The sequence below is a fragment of the Sphingobium sp. GW821-FHT02B05 genome, assembly GCF_059421905.1.
In genome coordinates, this window is the sequence record NZ_JBWKVW010000001.1 from 1,513,229 (window position 1) to 1,528,156 (window position 14,928).

Below are 14,928 nucleotides of genomic sequence, written 5' to 3' on the forward strand. Positions count from 1 at the left end.
TTTGGTTAAAACACCACATTCCTGACGAAGCGGACCGGTTCGGTATTGCGGTTGGCGAAGAGATAGGGGCGATCGCTGGTGAAGATCAGGAAGTCGCCCCTTTCCACCCGCCGGGGCGCAATCCCTTCCTGTTCGACGGTCAATATGCCATCGACCACGTAGAGCATTTCATGCCAGTTGGCAGCATCGGCTTCGGCCGGATAGACCTCCCCTGCCCCTAGCGACCATGTCCATAGTTCCGCCTCTCGCGCGGCGGGGACGGTGCCGAGCAGGGTGGCACGGCTGTCGGAACTGTGGCCGCGCCATGCCAGGCTGTCGATCCGACTATTGTCCGGCATTTCGGGTGGGCGCACGAGGCGCGAAAAGCTGACGCCCAGTGCTGCCGCCAACCGGTCGAGCGTCGAAAGGCTGACATTCGCCTCCCCGCTTTCGATGCCGGAGATCATGCGGCGGCTGACGTCCGCTGCCGTCGCCAACCCATCCTGACTAAGGCCGCGTTCGGCACGAAGCGCCCGGACATTGCCGGCGACATGCGCGAGGACATCGGGGCGGCGGTCCATCGGCCTGTCTTGACTGTGCAATATATTACTCATAGGGCATGTGCATTATGTTGCACAATGACGATTCCGGCAAGCCCAACCATCCGCGCCTAATGATCGGCCGTCCCGAATTGGCGCTAATCGGCGTGACCGTCCTTTGGGGCGGGACTTTCCTGATCGTCCATCGTGCAATGCAGGAAACGGGGCCTTTCTTTTTCGTGGGGCTGCGCTTTGGCACGGCGGCGCTGATCGCCCTGCCGTTGGCATTGCCAGTGCTGCGCGGGCTGACGGGCAAGGAGTTGCTGGCCGGCCTGACGATCGGGCTGGGCATATTCGTCGGCTATTCGCTCCAGACCTGGGGATTGCAGACGATCGGCAGCAGCACGTCCGCCTTCATCACCGCCGCCTATGTGCCGCTGGTGCCGATCATGCAGTGGATCATCCTGCGCAGGCGGCCGCGCCTGACCAGCTGGATCGGCGTGGCGCTGGCCTTTGTCGGGTTGATGCTGGTGGCAGCGCCCAAGGATGGGCTGGCGCTGGGCAAGGGCGAGGCGCTGACCCTGATCAGCACGGTGGCGATCGCACTGGAAATCATCTTCATCAGCCTGTGGGCGGGCAAGGTGAATGTCGCGCGGGTGACTTTGGTGCAGTTGGCAGCGACGTCCCTGCTGTCATTCGCCTGCATGGGTGCGATGGGCGAGCAGGTGCCGCCGCTCAGTTGGACCGTGGGCCTGAGCGCCTGCGGGCTTGGCGCGATGACGGCGTTGATCCAGTTCGTGATGAACTGGGCACAGCGGACCGTTTCGCCGACGCGCGCCACGCTGATCTATGCTGGCGAGCCGGTATGGGCCGGGATCATCGGCCGCATTGCGGGCGAGCGGTTGCCGCCCACGGCGCTGATGGGCGGCATATTGATCGTCGCGGCCGTGATCGTGAGCGAAATGCAGTTCGGGCGGAAGAAAAAATGTGAGGAAGCCGACGCTGGGAAAGAACCGGCATCGGCGTAACGCAAGCGCATGCCTGTAGGACAGGCTTTTCTTCGACCAATTCCTTCTACCCTGCCCATTGCTCGACTATATTCGAAACCGAACGGCAGTTATGCTTAGCCGCGCCTAAAGACCGGCGCGCGCTTTTCGAAGAAAGCGGCGAAGGCTTCCTGCGCTTCGGGCGACGTCAGGGATTGGCGGAACAGGCGCGCTTCCTCCTCGATCCGGGCGATGAGGATGGCGGGGTCCCCCTTCATCAGGCGGCGGGTGGCCAGCAAGGCCTGGGGCGGCTTGCCCATCAGCGCCGCCGCCTTGGCACGCGCATGGGCGTGCAGGCCGTTACCCGGCACGATCGCGGTGACGAGGCCGGCGCGGTCGGCCGCGTCAGCCTCCAGCGGTTCGCCCAATAGCAGCATCGCAGCCGCCTTGGCATGACCCAACACGGCGGGCGCGAGCAGGCTGGAGCCAGCCTCCGGCACGATCCCCAGATTGACGAAGGGCATGACGAAACGGGCGTCGGGCGCGGCATAGACGAGGTCGCAGTGGAACAACATAGTCGTGCCGACGCCAACCGCCAGCCCCTGTACCGCAGCGACCAAAGGCTTGTCGAAGGCGGCGATGGCCCGAATGAAGTCGAAGGCGGCGGCCCCGCCTTCCGGCCCGGCCATGAAGTCTTTCAGGTCATTGCCCGCGCAAAAGGCATCCCCCTGCCCGGCGATCAGCACCGCGCCGATATCGGAACGTGCGGAAGCGTCCATCAAAGCTGTCGTCATGGCACGATACATGGGCGCGGTCAGCGCGTTCTTCTTGTCGGCGCGGTCGATCATGATTTCCACGACGCCCTGCTTTTCCGTAATCGCGATATGCTCGCTCATGGGCCAGCCTCTCCTTGCATGCATCCAAGGGGAAATTGTTGGCGCAGGTCGAACGCCGCGTCTATCCCCCCGCCGCAATCCTGCGTTCGACCGGAGCCATGCATGAAGCGCCTGCGCCAAGCCCTCGACCCGTTCCTGCTGCTGCTGATCGCCACCGTGGCCCTAGCGTCCATCCTGCCTGCGCGGGGCAACGGTGCGCGGATCGCGGACTGGATTGCCGATGCCGGCATCGTGCTGCTTTTTTTCCTGCATGGTGCGAAATTGTCGCGCGAGGCGATCTGGGACGGGGCGAAGGCGTGGAAACTCCATCTGGCGACTCTGGCAACGACCTTTGCCGCCTTCCCCCTGCTGGGATTGTTGATCGGGCGATTCGGATTCGTGCCGCAGGATATGCGGGCGGGGCTGCTGTTCCTGACGCTGCTGCCATCGACGGTGCAGTCGTCGATCGCCTTTACCGCGATCGCGCGGGGCAATGTCGCAGCCGCCGTGGTCAGCGCCTCCTTCTCCAACCTGCTGGGCATTGTCCTGACGCCGGTGCTGGTCGCTTTGCTGATGCAGAGGAGCGGCAGCGGTAGCCTGATGTCACTGTCTTCGGCAGAAGGGATCGTGCTGCAACTGTTGCTGCCCTTCGTCGTGGGGCATTTGCTGCGGCCGTGGATCGGCGGCTTTGTGGCGCGGCACAAGGCGATGATCGGGCGGGTCGATCGCGGGTCCATTCTGCTGGTCGTCTATGCCGCCTTCTCCGCCGCCGTGGTCGAAGGGTTGTGGGCCAAGGTGTCTGGCGAAGAATTGGCGGTGCTGGCGGGGCTGTGCATCGTGATGCTGGTACTCATCCTGCTGTTCACGCTGGCGCTGGGGCGGATGCTGGGCCTGTCGCGGGAAGATGCGATCGTGCTGCAATTTTGCGGGTCTAAGAAGAGCTTGGCGTCGGGCGTGCCGATCGCGGGCGTGCTGTTCCCGGCGGCGGCCGTCGGGCCGATCCTGCTGCCCATCATGCTGTTCCACCAAATCCAGTTGATGGTCTGCGCCTGGCTGGCAAGACGGTATGGCGCGCAAGTAGAGAGTGATCCGATCGCGGATTGAGACAGCGAGTGAGACAGGTGAATCGACTTTTCAGAAAGTTTGTTATACACACGTAAAAATAACGATGCCGGGGGGCGTGGGCGGTGATGCAAGGGGAATATGGCGGGAATGATCCCGATGCAGGATGGAGCCTGCCGGCCTGGACCTATGGCGACGCCGAATTTTTCGGGGTCGAGGTAGAGCGGATCTTTCGCCCGTCCTGGCAGATTGTCTGCCATGAGAGCGACATCCCTGCGCCCGGCGATTTCCACTCGCTCGACTATATCGGCGAAAGTGTGATCCTGATCCGCGGCGACGATGGCGCGGTACGCGCGTTCACCAATGTCTGTCGTCATCGCGGGGCGCGGATCGTCAATGAAACCAGCGGTTGCGCGAAGAAGCTGGTCTGCCCCTATCATGGCTGGACCTATCAGCAAGATGGCAGACTGTCGGGCGTGCCGATGAAGGCCAGCTATGGCACGGCGTTCGCGTTGGCCGATCATGGGCTGGCGCGCGTCGAAGTGGATCGCTGGCAAGGCTTTTTGTTCGTGCGACTGGTGGACGATGGCGGGCCTTCGGTGGCGCAGATGATGGCCCCCTATGAAGCGGAAGTCGCGCCGTATCGGTTCCCGGACGTGCGGGCGCTGGGGCGGGTGACGTTGCGGCCGCGGGCCGTGAACTGGAAGAATATCGGCGACAATTATTCGGACGGGCTGCATATCGCGGTTGCGCATCCGGGCCTCAAGCGGCTGATGGGCGACGGCTATGGCGTGGAGGCCAGCGCCCATGCCGACAAGATGTGGGGGCCGATCGTCGATCGCCCGTCCGCCAATCTGTCCGAGCGGGCCTATCAGCATTTCCTGCCGCCAGTGCCGCATCTGCCGGCGGCGCGGCAGCGGCTGTGGACCTATTTCAAACTATGGCCGAATTTCGCCTTCGACATCTATCCCGATCAGGTCGACTTCATGCAGTGGCTGCCGGTGTCGCCGACGCAGACGCTGATCCGGGAGATCAGCTATGCCCTGCCCGACGACCGGCGGGAGATGAAGGCGGCCCGCTATCTGAACTGGCGGATCAACCGGCAGGTCAATGCCGAGGATACGCAACTGGTCGGCCGGGTGCAGGCGGGGATGGCGTCGGCCAGCTTCACCGTCGGCCCCCTGAGCGAGCAGGAAGTGGCGCTCCGGCATTTTTGCGGGCGGGTGCGCGAGCTGATTCCGGAGGCGCGGTTACATCGCGCGCCGGGGATGGGGTGGAGCAGCAAGGCATGAGCGGCGCTGGGGTTTCTCGACTTCGCTCGAAACGAACGGATGTAGGAGCAGTGACATGAGCAAATCCTACGACGCGGTCATCATCGGGGGCGGGCATAATGGCCTCGTCTGCGCCTTTTACCTGGCGCGAGCGGGCTATAAGGTGCGCATTCTAGAGCGGCGCGATGTCGTGGGCGGCGCAGCGGTGACGGAGGAATTCCATCCCGGTTTCCGCAATTCGACCGCCAGCTATACCGTCAGCCTGCTCAATCCCAAGGTCATCCGCGACATGCAGCTGGCCGATCATGGCTATCGCGTGATCGAGCGGCCGATCAGCAATTTCCTGCCGCAGCCCGATGGCGGCTATCTGAAGCTGGGTGGCGGACTGGAGAAGACGCAGGCCGAGTTTGCCAAGTTCAGCGCGCATGACGCCAAGGCGCTGCCGGCTTATTATGACGCGCTGGAGGTGGTGGCCGATATATTGCGCGATCTGGTGCTTAAAGCGCCGCCCAATGTCGGTGACGGGCTGACCATGGTCGTCGAAGCGCTGAAACAGGGGCGACGGGTCGCGGGGCTGGGGCTGGAGCAGCAGCGCGACGTGCTGGACCTGTTCACCAAATCGGCCCGCACTTTCCTGGACAGCTGGTTCGAAAGCGACGCGGTGAAGGCGGCGTTCGGTTTCGACGCGGTGGTCGGTAACTATGCCAGCCCCGATACGCCGGGCAGCGCCTATGTGCTGTTGCATCATGTGTTCGGCGAAGTGAACGGCAGGAAGGGCGCATGGGGCCACAGCGTAGGCGGCATGGGCGCGATCACGCAGATCATGGCCAAGGTCGTGAGCGCGATGGGCGTGGAGATCAGTCTGGAGGCGCCGGTCGCATCCGTTCTGGTGGATGGTGGGCGCGCTGCGGGCGTGCGGCTGGAAAGCGGCGAAGAGGTGATGGGCGGCGCGGTGATCGCCAATGTCGGGCCTAAATTGCTGTATCAGCAGTTGATGGCACCGGCCGATCTGCCCACCGATTTTGTAAAGCGCGTGAAGGCGTTCAAGGCCGGGTCGGGTACGTTCCGCATGAACGTGGCGCTGTCCGCCCTGGCCGACTTCACCTGCCTGCCCGGTGTGGGCGAGCATCACCAGTCGGGCATCATCATCGCGCCGACTTTGGATTATATGGACCGGGCGTTTCTGGACGCAAAGCGCGACGGCTGGTCGAAGGCGCCGATCGTGGAAATGCTGATCCCGTCGACCATCGACGACAGCCTGGCGCCGGAGGGGTGCCATGTCGCCAGCCTCTTTTGCCAGCAATTCGCGCCGGAATTGCCGGACGGGCGTTCGTGGGATGACGAGCGGGACGCAGCGGCGGACCATATCATCGCGACGGTGGACGCGCATGCGCCGGGATTTGCCAGGAGCGTGATCGCGCGACAGATCCATTCGCCGCTCGACCTGGAGCGCAAGTTCGGGCTGATCGGCGGCGACATCATGCACGGCAATCTGACGCTGGACCAGATGTGGGCGGCGCGGCCGGTGCTGGGCCACGGCGCCTATCGCGGGCCGGTGAAGGGCCTCTATATGTGCGGCGCGGGCACGCATCCGGGCGGCGGCGTGACCGGGGCGCCGGGCCATAATGCGGCGCGCGAAGTGATGAAGGACCGGGCGATCTTCGGGAAATGGCGCGGGCGGGCCTGAGCGTTTCAGGACGCCTTGCCCTCCCCGGCTTGCTCCCCTAAAGACCCGGTTCATGCCCGATATCTTCATACCTGACGCCACACCCGCGCTGACCGGCCGGGCGTTGTTTCCGCACAGGCATTTGCTGTCCATCGCGGACCTGAAGCCCTGGGAAATCCGTTTCCTGCTGGACGAAGCCGAGCATTGGGCCACGACCAACAAGGGCCAGGCGCGCAAGCATGACGGGCGGCTGGCGGGTATGACCCAGATCAACGCCTTTTTCGAGAACAGCACGCGCACTTTGTTGTCGTTCGAGATTGCCGGCAAGCGGCTGGGGGCGGATGTCGTCAACATGCACGCCGGCCAATCGAGCGTGAAGAAGGGCGAGACGCTGATCGACACGGCGATGACATTGAATGCCATGGCCGCCGACGTGATCGTCATTCGCCATGCCAGTTCGGGCGCGGTGCGCCTGATCGCGGACAAGGTGGATTGTCCGGTGCTGAACGCAGGCGATGGCTGGCACCAGCATCCCACGCAGGCGCTGCTGGACGCATTGACCATTCGCCGGCGCAAGGGCAGTTTTGCGGGGCTGGTCGTCGCGATCTGCGGCGATGTGCTGCATAGCCGGGTGGCACGGTCGAACATGCTGTGCCTGGCCGCGCTGGGCGCGCAGGTGCGCGCGGTGGCGCCGCCGACCTTGCTGCCGCCGGACGTCGAGATGCTGGGGGCAACGCCGTTCACGCGCATGGACGAGGGGCTGGACGGCGCTGACGTCGTGATGATGCTGCGGCTCCAGAATGAGCGGATGGATGGGGCCTTCATCCCCTCCCCGCGTGAATATCATGCATTGTACGGGCTGACGCCGGAGCGGCTGGGACAAGCCAAGCCCGATGCGCTGGTGATGCATCCGGGGCCGATGAACCGGGGCGTGGAAATCAGCAGTTCGGTGGCGGATCATCCGGAACGCTCCGCGATCACCGAGCAGGTGGCCATGGGCGTGGCGGTGCGCATGGCATGCCTGGACGTGCTGACGCGCAGCGCGCGCGGCGTGGAGGGATGGTCTTGACCATCCCGACCAGCAGGGAAAGTGGGATGGTCTTGACCATCCCGACCAACAAGGAAAGTGGGATGGTCTTGACCATCCCGACCAACAAGGAAAGCGGGTTGGGCATGAGCAAGATCGCCATCGTCAACGGCAAGCTGGCCGACCCCAGGGGCGACGCGCCGGTTCCCGGCACCGTGTTGATCGAGGGAGACCGGATCCTGGCGGCGGGCGATGTCGCGGTGCCGGACGATGCGCAAAGCGTCGACGCGCGCGGGATGATCGTGGCGCCGGGCCTGATTGATCTGGGCGTGTTTGCGACCGACAAGCCGGCCTTTCTTTACGGCGGGATCACGCGCGCGGCGCTGATGCCAGACCAGCGCGCGCCGCTGGACGACGTCGGCCTGATCCGGCAGGCGACGCGGGCGGGCAAGCCTGATTTCTGGGTCCATCCGATCGCGGCGGCGACGCGCGGCCTGCTGGGGCAGGAGATGGCCGAGATGGGCCTGATGCAGATGGCGGGCGCGAAGGCGGTCGGCACCGGGCGCCAGTGGATCGCCGATTCGGGCGTGATGCTGCGCGTGCTGTCCTACGCCAGCGGGCTGGGCCTGACGGTCATCGCCCATGCCGAAGATGGCGGGCTGAGCGCCAAGGCGGTCGCAACCAGCGGCGAGACGGCGACCCGGCTGGGCCTGCCGCACGCGCCGGCCTGCGCCGAGGCATTGGCGATCGCGCGCGACATCATGCTGGTGCGCGAGACGGGCGCGGCCATCCATTTCCGGCTGGTGACGACAAAGGCGGGCTTCGACCTAGTCCGCGCGGCCAAGGCGGAGGGGCTGAAGGTCAGTTGCGGCATCAGCCCGGCCTATCTGTTCCTGAACGATCAGGCGGCAACCGATTTCCGCACCTTTGCGCGGCTGTCCCCGCCATTGCGGGACGAGCGCGATCGGCAGGCGAGCCTGGCCGCCGTGGCGGATGGGACGGTGGACGTCATCACATCCAGCCATGATCCGCGCGGGCCGGAAGACAAGCGCCTGCCCTTCGCCGATGCGTCGCCGGGCATGGCGGGGGCAGAGACGCTGCTGGCGCTCTCGCTCAATCTGGTGCGGGATGGGCATGTCGGCATGGGCCGACTGATGACGCTGCTCAGCGCCAATCCGGCGCGGATATTGGGCGTCGATGCGGGCAGCTTTGCGAGCGGCAGCGCGGCGGACCTGATCTTCGTCGATCCCGATGCGCCGTGGATCGTGGACCGGGCGAAGATGGCGGCGTCGGCGGACAATACCCCGTTCGACCGCGTGCCGGTGCAGGGTCGCGCGCGGCGGGTGATGAAGGGTGGGGTGTTCCTGTAGGGACTGCTGCCCCGGCGAACGGCATTGCGGGCCGTGGCCGGGACCGTGACGAGGCGACAGGGCGAAGTTCACACCGTTGCACGGCTTTTTCGCCGGAAGCGTCCCCGACGCGCTCGCCACGCGCGCGCGACGCGCCACCGGCGCGCCACATGGGTCACGACCGCGCGCCATCAGGGTCACAGGACCGCGCCACCCACGCGCCCGCATCGCGCCTTTGCGCACGGACCGATCGCTGATGCAGTGGAAGGACGAGGCTTTCATCCCGCAGGATAGATCAGAGAAAATCCTACTTTGGAAGCGCGATGGCGGGATGGCTGGTGGCGACCAGAGGCGGACATGTTCCCCCTCCCGTTTACAGGAGGGGGCCAGGGGGTGGGCTGGACGTCGCAACAGCCCACCCCGCTGCGACTAACGCGCTGCGCACGCAAGTCTCGCTGCCCCTCCCGCTTGCGGGAGGGGAATAGCAGGAAACCACCCATTTCGGCAGATCAACCACCCGTCCACCTCATCAGGGAACTACCCTCCCCCCTTGCGCGCTTGCCTTGGGGAACAGCAGGGGAATGTGATGACCGCTACCGTCGCGAGCCAAGTGCATGTCGATGCGCCGTGGAAGATACCGGCGCGGGGATGGTGGGAGATATTGAAGCGCGTCCATGGCGCGCTGTCGGCCAATCATGTCGGGTTGCTGGCGGCCGGCGTGGCCTATTATGCCTTTCTGTCGATCGCGCCTTTGCTGGCGGCCGTGGTGCTGACCTATGGGTTGTTCGGCGATCCGTCGATGGTGCAGCGGCATATGCAGGCGATCATTTCCGTCGTGCCGCAGGACGCCGCATCCCTCATCAACGACCAGTTGCTGGGCGTAGTGAGTACGCGAAAGCCCGCGATCGGGTTCGGGCTGCTGCTGGCGCTGGCGATCGCCGTCTATGGCGCGACCCGCGCGGCGTCGGCGATCATGGAGGCGCTCAATATCGTCTATGGTCAGAAGGAAGGCCGCAACATCCTGAAATTCTACCGCACCTCGATGGGGATCACCTTTTCGGCGGTGCTGGTGGTGGTCGCGGGCGTGTTCACAGCCACGATCATCGGCCTGTTGCAGGATTTCCTGACCAATTGGGGGCCGGGCGTGCTGTTCGCGATCAAGGCGGCGACCTGGCTGTGCGCGGGCTTGCTGGCCAGCACGATCTTCGGCCTCATCTACCGGTTCGGGCCGAACCGGCGCCATGCGCAGTGGCAATGGCTGACGGTGGGATCGGTGGCCGCGACCCTGTTCTGGCTGGCCGCAACGCTGGGCGTATCCTTCTATGTTTCCACATTCGGCAATTACAACAAGACATATGGGTCGCTGGGCGCGGTGGTGGTGCTGCAACTGTGGCTGTTCGTGTCCGCCTATATCGTGTTGCTGGGCGCGCAGATCAATGCGGAGGCCGAGCGGCAGACCAGCGCCGACACGCAAGTGGCCGACCCAATATAAAAAGCGGCATAATGGCGCTTGCCCTCCCCGCACGGCCACGCTAAAGCGCCCTCCTTCGCTGGTCCCGGCCAGTGCAGGAGTGTAGCTCAGTTGGTAGAGCGTCGGTCTCCAAAACCGAATGCCGTGGGTTCGAGTCCCTCCACTCCTGCCAAGCGAACTGGCCGCGAAACCTTGAAAATACAGGGGTTCGCGGCTAGGTTTGCTGGCGAATTAGGTCGCGGAGCGTGCGGCCGCACCCCCGGACGCCGAAGCAGGCGGGATCGGGAGGGCGGACTGTTGCTTCGCGATTTGGTGTTGGTTTCAAGACGTGCAAAGGCAGACGATGGCGAAGGTATCCCCCGGCGAATTCGTCAACCAGGTACAGACCGAAGCGAAGAAGATCGTATGGCCGACCGGTCGCGAAACGGTGATGACCGGCGTGATGGTCGTCATCATGACGACGCTGCTGGGCCTGTTCTTCTTTGGCATCGACACTTTCTTCGGCGCGATCGTCCAGTGGTTGCTGGGCGTGGCAGCGGGTCGTTAAGCCTCCAGGGCTTGGATTTGCGGGCGTCGGGACATTGAGCATAATGCTCTGAACAGGAGTTTAGACGGTAACATGGCGCGCTGGTACATCATCCACGCCTATTCGGGCTTCGAGAACAAGGTCAAGGAATCGATCCTGTCCGAAGCCGAGCGCATGGGCCTGTCGCAACTGGTCGAACAGGTCGAAGTGCCTGTCGAAACCATCACTGAGGTCAAGCGCGGCAAGAAGGTCCAGGTCGAGCGCAAGTTCATGCCCGGCTATGTCCTGGCCAAGCTGGCGATGAACGACGACATCTATCACCTGGTTAAGAACACGCCCAAGGTGACGGGCTTCCTGGGTTCCATGGGCAAGCCGCAGGCGATCAGCGAGGCGGACGCCGCCCGCTATTTCGGCGCCCAGAAGGAAGCCGAAGCCGCCCCCAAGCACAAGGTCAGCGTCGATTACGAAATCGGCGACAGCGTCAAGGTGCTGGACGGCCCGTTCGCCAGCTTCAACGGCGTGGTCGAGGAACTGGATTTCGAAAAGAACCGGGTCAAGGTGTCGGTGTCGATCTTCGGTCGCGCAACGCCGGTGGAACTGGATTTCGAACAGGTCGAACTGTCGAAATAAGCGCCTGCCCCAAAGGCTGGTTTTCAAAAAGGGTCGCCTTTTCTTCGGATCGGTGGCCCTTTTTGGCGTCTAGATGACAACCCGGACAAGGCTGTTCCCCAGCGAGGAGCGGCGGCTTATCGCGACAGGATTGCGGGCCGCGCTGGGATTTTTCCGGAATGGGGCAGACCCCCTTTCCTTTCCGAGCGAACATCGCTATAGGCCCGCGCTTCCATATCGCCCGTCAGGGTGGATGGAGCCAAATGCGGGAGGTTGTCTTCGTGACAACCGTTCGACCGCTAAACTTGAACCGGCAGATGTGTTCGCACATCCGCCAGCTATAGAGTGAGTGACAATGGCCAAGAAGATTACGGGCTATATCAAACTCCAGGTGCCCGCTGGAGACGCAAAGCCCGCCCCGCCGATCGGCCCTGCGCTGGGTCAGCGCGGCGTGAACATCATGGAATTCTGCAAGGCGTTCAACGCGCAGACGGCCAGCATGGACAAGGGCACCCCGCTGCCCACGATCATCACCGTCTATGCCGACCGCAGCTTCACCTTCACCACGAAGCAGCCGCCCGCAACCTTCCTGATCAAGAAGGCGATCAACCTGAAGTCGGGTTCCAAGGAACCGGGCAAGGTCGTCGCCGGCAAGATCACCCGCACCCAGCTCGCCGAAATCGCCCAGGCCAAGATGGTCGACCTCAACGCGAACGACATCGACGCTGCAACGAAGATCATCGAAGGCTCCGCTCGCGCGATGGGCCTCGACGTGGTGGAGGGCTGATATAATGGCGAAGATCACCAAGAAGGCCAAGGTTCTGGCCGCCGCCGTCGACAAGGAAAAGCTGCACGGCGTTGACGAAGCGCTGGGCCTGATCAAGACCCACGCGACCGCCAAGTTCGACGAATCCGTCGAAATCGCGATCAACCTGGGCGTCGATCCGCGTCATGCCGACCAGATGGTCCGTGGCGTCGTCACCCTGCCCGCCGGCACCGGCAAGGACGTTCGCGTCGCCGTGTTCGCCCGCAACGACAAGGCCCAGCAGGCGCTCGACGCCGGTGCCGACATCGTGGGTGCCGAAGACCTGCTCGAATCGATCCAGGCCGGCAACATCGACTTCCAGCGCGTCATCGCCACCCCCGACATGATGGGTCTGGTGGGTCGCCTGGGTAAGGTTCTGGGCCCCAAGGGCCTGATGCCGAACCCCAAGCTGGGCACCGTGACGCCGAACGTCGCCGAAGCCGTGAAAGCCGCCAAGGGTGGTCAGATCGAATTCCGCGTCGAAAAGGCCGGCATCATCCATGCTGGCCTGGGCAAGTCGAGCTTCTCGGCCGAAGACCTGCGCAAGAATTTCGACGCCTTCGTCGACGCGATCGTCAAGGCGAAGCCGTCGGGTTCGAAGGGCAAGTATGTCCGCAAGATTGCCCTGTCCTCCTCGATGGGTCCGGGCGTGAAGGTCGATGTGGCGGAAGTCGCTTCGGTCTGATTTTTGCGCTATAGACTATGAGACAAGCCTCCTTCCTCGGAATGTGGAAGGAGGCTTTCTTGTTTGGGGGATGCGGCGCAAAGCCCGTCCCTTTTGCCATTCCGCAACAGGCAATGGCGGTTGGGCAACCAACCTGAACGGGTGCGACCTGACCTGACGCACCGGCTGATCGCGAACCGGCGACAGCGAGAAAGGTTATGTTGATTCCGTCGGATGAAGGCGGGTCGCTTTTAACCGACGAGAAAACAAAAACATGACATTTGAAACACTCCACCCCCTTCTTGCCCAGGCGTTGACGACCAAGGGCTATGAAGCGCTGACCCCCGTTCAGTCCGAAGTGACGCAGGAAGAAGCGCATGGCCGCGACCTGATCGTGTCGGCGCAGACCGGATCGGGCAAGACCGTCGCCTTCGGCCTGGCCATGGCCGGCGAACTGCTGGGCGACGCCGATCGCCTGCCCCCGCCCGCATGGCCGCTGGCGCTGGTGATCGCGCCGACGCGCGAACTGGCATTGCAGGTCAGTCGCGAGCTGGAATGGCTCTATGCTGGCGCCCGCGCGCGCATTGCCACCTGCGTAGGCGGCATGGACGCCGCCAAGGAACGCCGCGCCTTGTCGCAGGGCGCGCATATCGTGGTCGGTACGCCGGGCCGTTTGCGCGACCATCTGGAACGCGGCGCGCTCGACCTGTCGGCGCTCAAGACCGCCGTGCTGGACGAGGCCGACGAGATGCTCGACATGGGCTTCCGCGAGGATCTGGAAGGGATTCTCGACGCGACCGGCGAAGGCCGTCGTACGCTGCTGTTTTCGGCCACCATGCCCAAGCCGATCGTGGCGCTGGCGCGTCGCTACCAGAAGGACGCGCTGCAAATCGCGACCATCTCGGCCGAGCGCGGCCATGGCGACATCAGCTATCAGGCGATGACCGTCGCGCCCGCAGACATCGAAAATGCGGTGGTCAACCTGCTGCGTTTCCATGAGGCGGAAACGGCGATCCTGTTCTGCGCCACGCGCGACAATGTGCGCCACCTGCACGCCAGCCTGACCGAGCGTGGCTTTGCCGCCGTGGCGCTGTCGGGCGAGCATAGCCAGAATGAGCGCAACCATGCGTTGCAGGCGCTGCGCGACAAGCGGGCGCGGGTGTGCGTGGCGACGGACGTGGCCGCACGCGGCATCGACCTGCCCACGCTGACGCTGGTGGTCCATGTGGAACTGCCACGCGACGCCGAGACGATGCAGCATCGTTCGGGACGTACCGGCCGTGCGGGCAAGAAGGGCACCGCCGTGCTGATCGTGCCCTATCCGCGCCGCCGCCGCGTCGAATCCATGCTGAAGGGCGCCAAGATCCCGGTCGAATGGACGACCGCGCCGAGCAAGGAGCAGATCGCCGCACAGGATGCCGAACGGCTGCGCGCGCGGCTGCTGGAGCCGATGGAACTGGAAGAGTCCGACTGGGCACTGGGCAACGAACTGCTGGAAGCCAAGAGCGCCAAGGAAATCGCCGCGATGCTGGTGCGCAGCGCCCGTGCGGCGATGCCGGCGCCCGAAGAGCTGCTGGACGCCAGCGAGGCGCCTGCGCGCCGTGACGGGCCGCGTCCGGGCTTTGAGGATACCCAGTGGTTCCGCATGGACATTGGCCGTCGCCAGAATGCCGATCCGCGCTGGATATTGCCGCTGATCTGCCGCCGTGGCCATGTGTCGCGCGGGGACATCGGTGCGATCCGCATCACGACCAACGAGACGATGTTCGAAATTCCGCGCGCCATCGCGTCGAAGTTCATCGCGGCGGTCAAGCGGACCGGTGAAGCCAATGACGAGGGTGCGGACGTCAGGTTCGAGCCGACCGAAGGCGCACCGCGCGAGGAAGCGCGCGAGAACCGCAAGCAGCTGCGCCCGTCCAACGACGCGCGACCCAACCGCAGCGGCCCGCCGCGTGGCGGTCCGGGCGGTGGACGTCCGCACAGCGCGCGCCCGTTCAAGGGTGCCGGCGCCGGTGGCCCGCGCAAGGGGCCGCCCCGCTCGCGCGGTTGATCGGCCGGATTTGACAAAGGCCCCGTTCGGCAGGACCGAACGGGGCCTT

At 64.5% G+C, this 14,928-nt stretch carries 14 protein-coding genes and 1 tRNA gene; 13 read left to right on the plus strand and 2 right to left on the minus strand.

Annotation, left to right across the window (positions count from 1 at the left end; all coding sequences use genetic code 11):
- Window positions 1-5 precede the first annotated feature (5 nt).
- A complete protein-coding gene (locus AC07UX_RS07630; RefSeq protein WP_495191320.1) occupies window positions 6-560 on the minus strand; it encodes a helix-turn-helix domain-containing protein in 555 nt (184 codons plus the stop codon).
- 47 nt (window positions 561-607) lie between these two features.
- Here AC07UX_RS07630 and AC07UX_RS07635 point away from each other — a divergent pair, with 47 nt between their 5' ends.
- Complete coding sequence (locus AC07UX_RS07635) at window positions 608-1,546, plus strand: DMT family transporter (RefSeq protein ID WP_495191321.1); 939 nt, start codon at window positions 608-610, stop codon at window positions 1,544-1,546.
- 95 nt (window positions 1,547-1,641) lie between these two features.
- Here the strand turns inward: AC07UX_RS07635 and AC07UX_RS07640 are convergent, their stop codons facing one another.
- Window positions 1,642-2,400, minus strand: a complete 759-nt coding sequence (locus AC07UX_RS07640; RefSeq protein WP_495191322.1) for an enoyl-CoA hydratase-related protein — start codon at window positions 2,398-2,400, stop codon at window positions 1,642-1,644.
- Between the two features lie 102 nt (window positions 2,401-2,502).
- On the opposite strand from AC07UX_RS07640, the gene AC07UX_RS07645 reads away from it, so the two are divergent.
- The 12 genes from AC07UX_RS07645 to AC07UX_RS07700 all read left to right on the plus strand — a co-directional run bounded on the left by AC07UX_RS07645 (window position 2,503) and on the right by AC07UX_RS07700 (window position 14,879).
- Window positions 2,503-3,483: a bile acid:sodium symporter family protein gene (locus tag AC07UX_RS07645; RefSeq protein WP_495191323.1), complete on the plus strand. Its 981-nt coding sequence runs from the start codon at window positions 2,503-2,505 to the stop codon at window positions 3,481-3,483.
- An 86-nt stretch (window positions 3,484-3,569) separates the two neighbouring features.
- Window positions 3,570-4,733 (plus strand): aromatic ring-hydroxylating oxygenase subunit alpha, encoded by a 1,164-nt coding sequence (locus AC07UX_RS07650; protein WP_495191826.1) that lies wholly within the window; start codon window positions 3,570-3,572, stop codon window positions 4,731-4,733.
- A 55-nt stretch (window positions 4,734-4,788) separates the two neighbouring features.
- Complete coding sequence (locus AC07UX_RS07655) at window positions 4,789-6,399, plus strand: phytoene desaturase family protein (RefSeq protein ID WP_495191324.1); 1,611 nt, start codon at window positions 4,789-4,791, stop codon at window positions 6,397-6,399.
- A 52-nt stretch (window positions 6,400-6,451) separates the two neighbouring features.
- Window positions 6,452-7,447 (plus strand): aspartate carbamoyltransferase catalytic subunit, encoded by a 996-nt coding sequence (locus AC07UX_RS07660; RefSeq protein WP_495191325.1) that lies wholly within the window; start codon window positions 6,452-6,454, stop codon window positions 7,445-7,447.
- Window positions 7,448-7,551: 104 nt separating this feature from the next.
- Window positions 7,552-8,775, plus strand: a complete 1,224-nt coding sequence (locus AC07UX_RS07665) for a dihydroorotase (protein WP_495191827.1) — start codon at window positions 7,552-7,554, stop codon at window positions 8,773-8,775.
- Window positions 8,776-9,340: 565 nt separating this feature from the next.
- Window positions 9,341-10,246: a YihY/virulence factor BrkB family protein gene (locus tag AC07UX_RS07670; RefSeq protein WP_495191326.1), complete on the plus strand. Its 906-nt coding sequence runs from the start codon at window positions 9,341-9,343 to the stop codon at window positions 10,244-10,246.
- 75 nt (window positions 10,247-10,321) lie between these two features.
- Window positions 10,322-10,397, plus strand: a tRNA-Trp gene (locus AC07UX_RS07675).
- 171 nt (window positions 10,398-10,568) lie between these two features.
- Window positions 10,569-10,772 (plus strand): preprotein translocase subunit SecE, encoded by a 204-nt coding sequence (gene secE, locus AC07UX_RS07680; protein WP_056687668.1) that lies wholly within the window; start codon window positions 10,569-10,571, stop codon window positions 10,770-10,772.
- Window positions 10,773-10,844: 72 nt separating this feature from the next.
- Window positions 10,845-11,381, plus strand: coding sequence for a transcription termination/antitermination protein NusG (gene nusG, locus AC07UX_RS07685; protein WP_056687666.1), 537 nt, complete (start codon window positions 10,845-10,847; stop codon window positions 11,379-11,381).
- 334 nt (window positions 11,382-11,715) lie between these two features.
- Entirely contained in the window at window positions 11,716-12,147 is a 432-nt protein-coding gene (gene rplK, locus AC07UX_RS07690; RefSeq protein ID WP_120250594.1) for a 50S ribosomal protein L11, read from the plus strand.
- Window positions 12,148-12,151: 4 nt separating this feature from the next.
- Window positions 12,152-12,850, plus strand: a complete 699-nt coding sequence (rplA, locus tag AC07UX_RS07695; protein ID WP_495191327.1) for a 50S ribosomal protein L1 — start codon at window positions 12,152-12,154, stop codon at window positions 12,848-12,850.
- 253 nt (window positions 12,851-13,103) lie between these two features.
- Complete coding sequence (locus AC07UX_RS07700) at window positions 13,104-14,879, plus strand: DEAD/DEAH box helicase (RefSeq protein ID WP_495191328.1); 1,776 nt, start codon at window positions 13,104-13,106, stop codon at window positions 14,877-14,879.
- The last annotated feature ends 49 nt before the right edge of the window (window positions 14,880-14,928 follow it).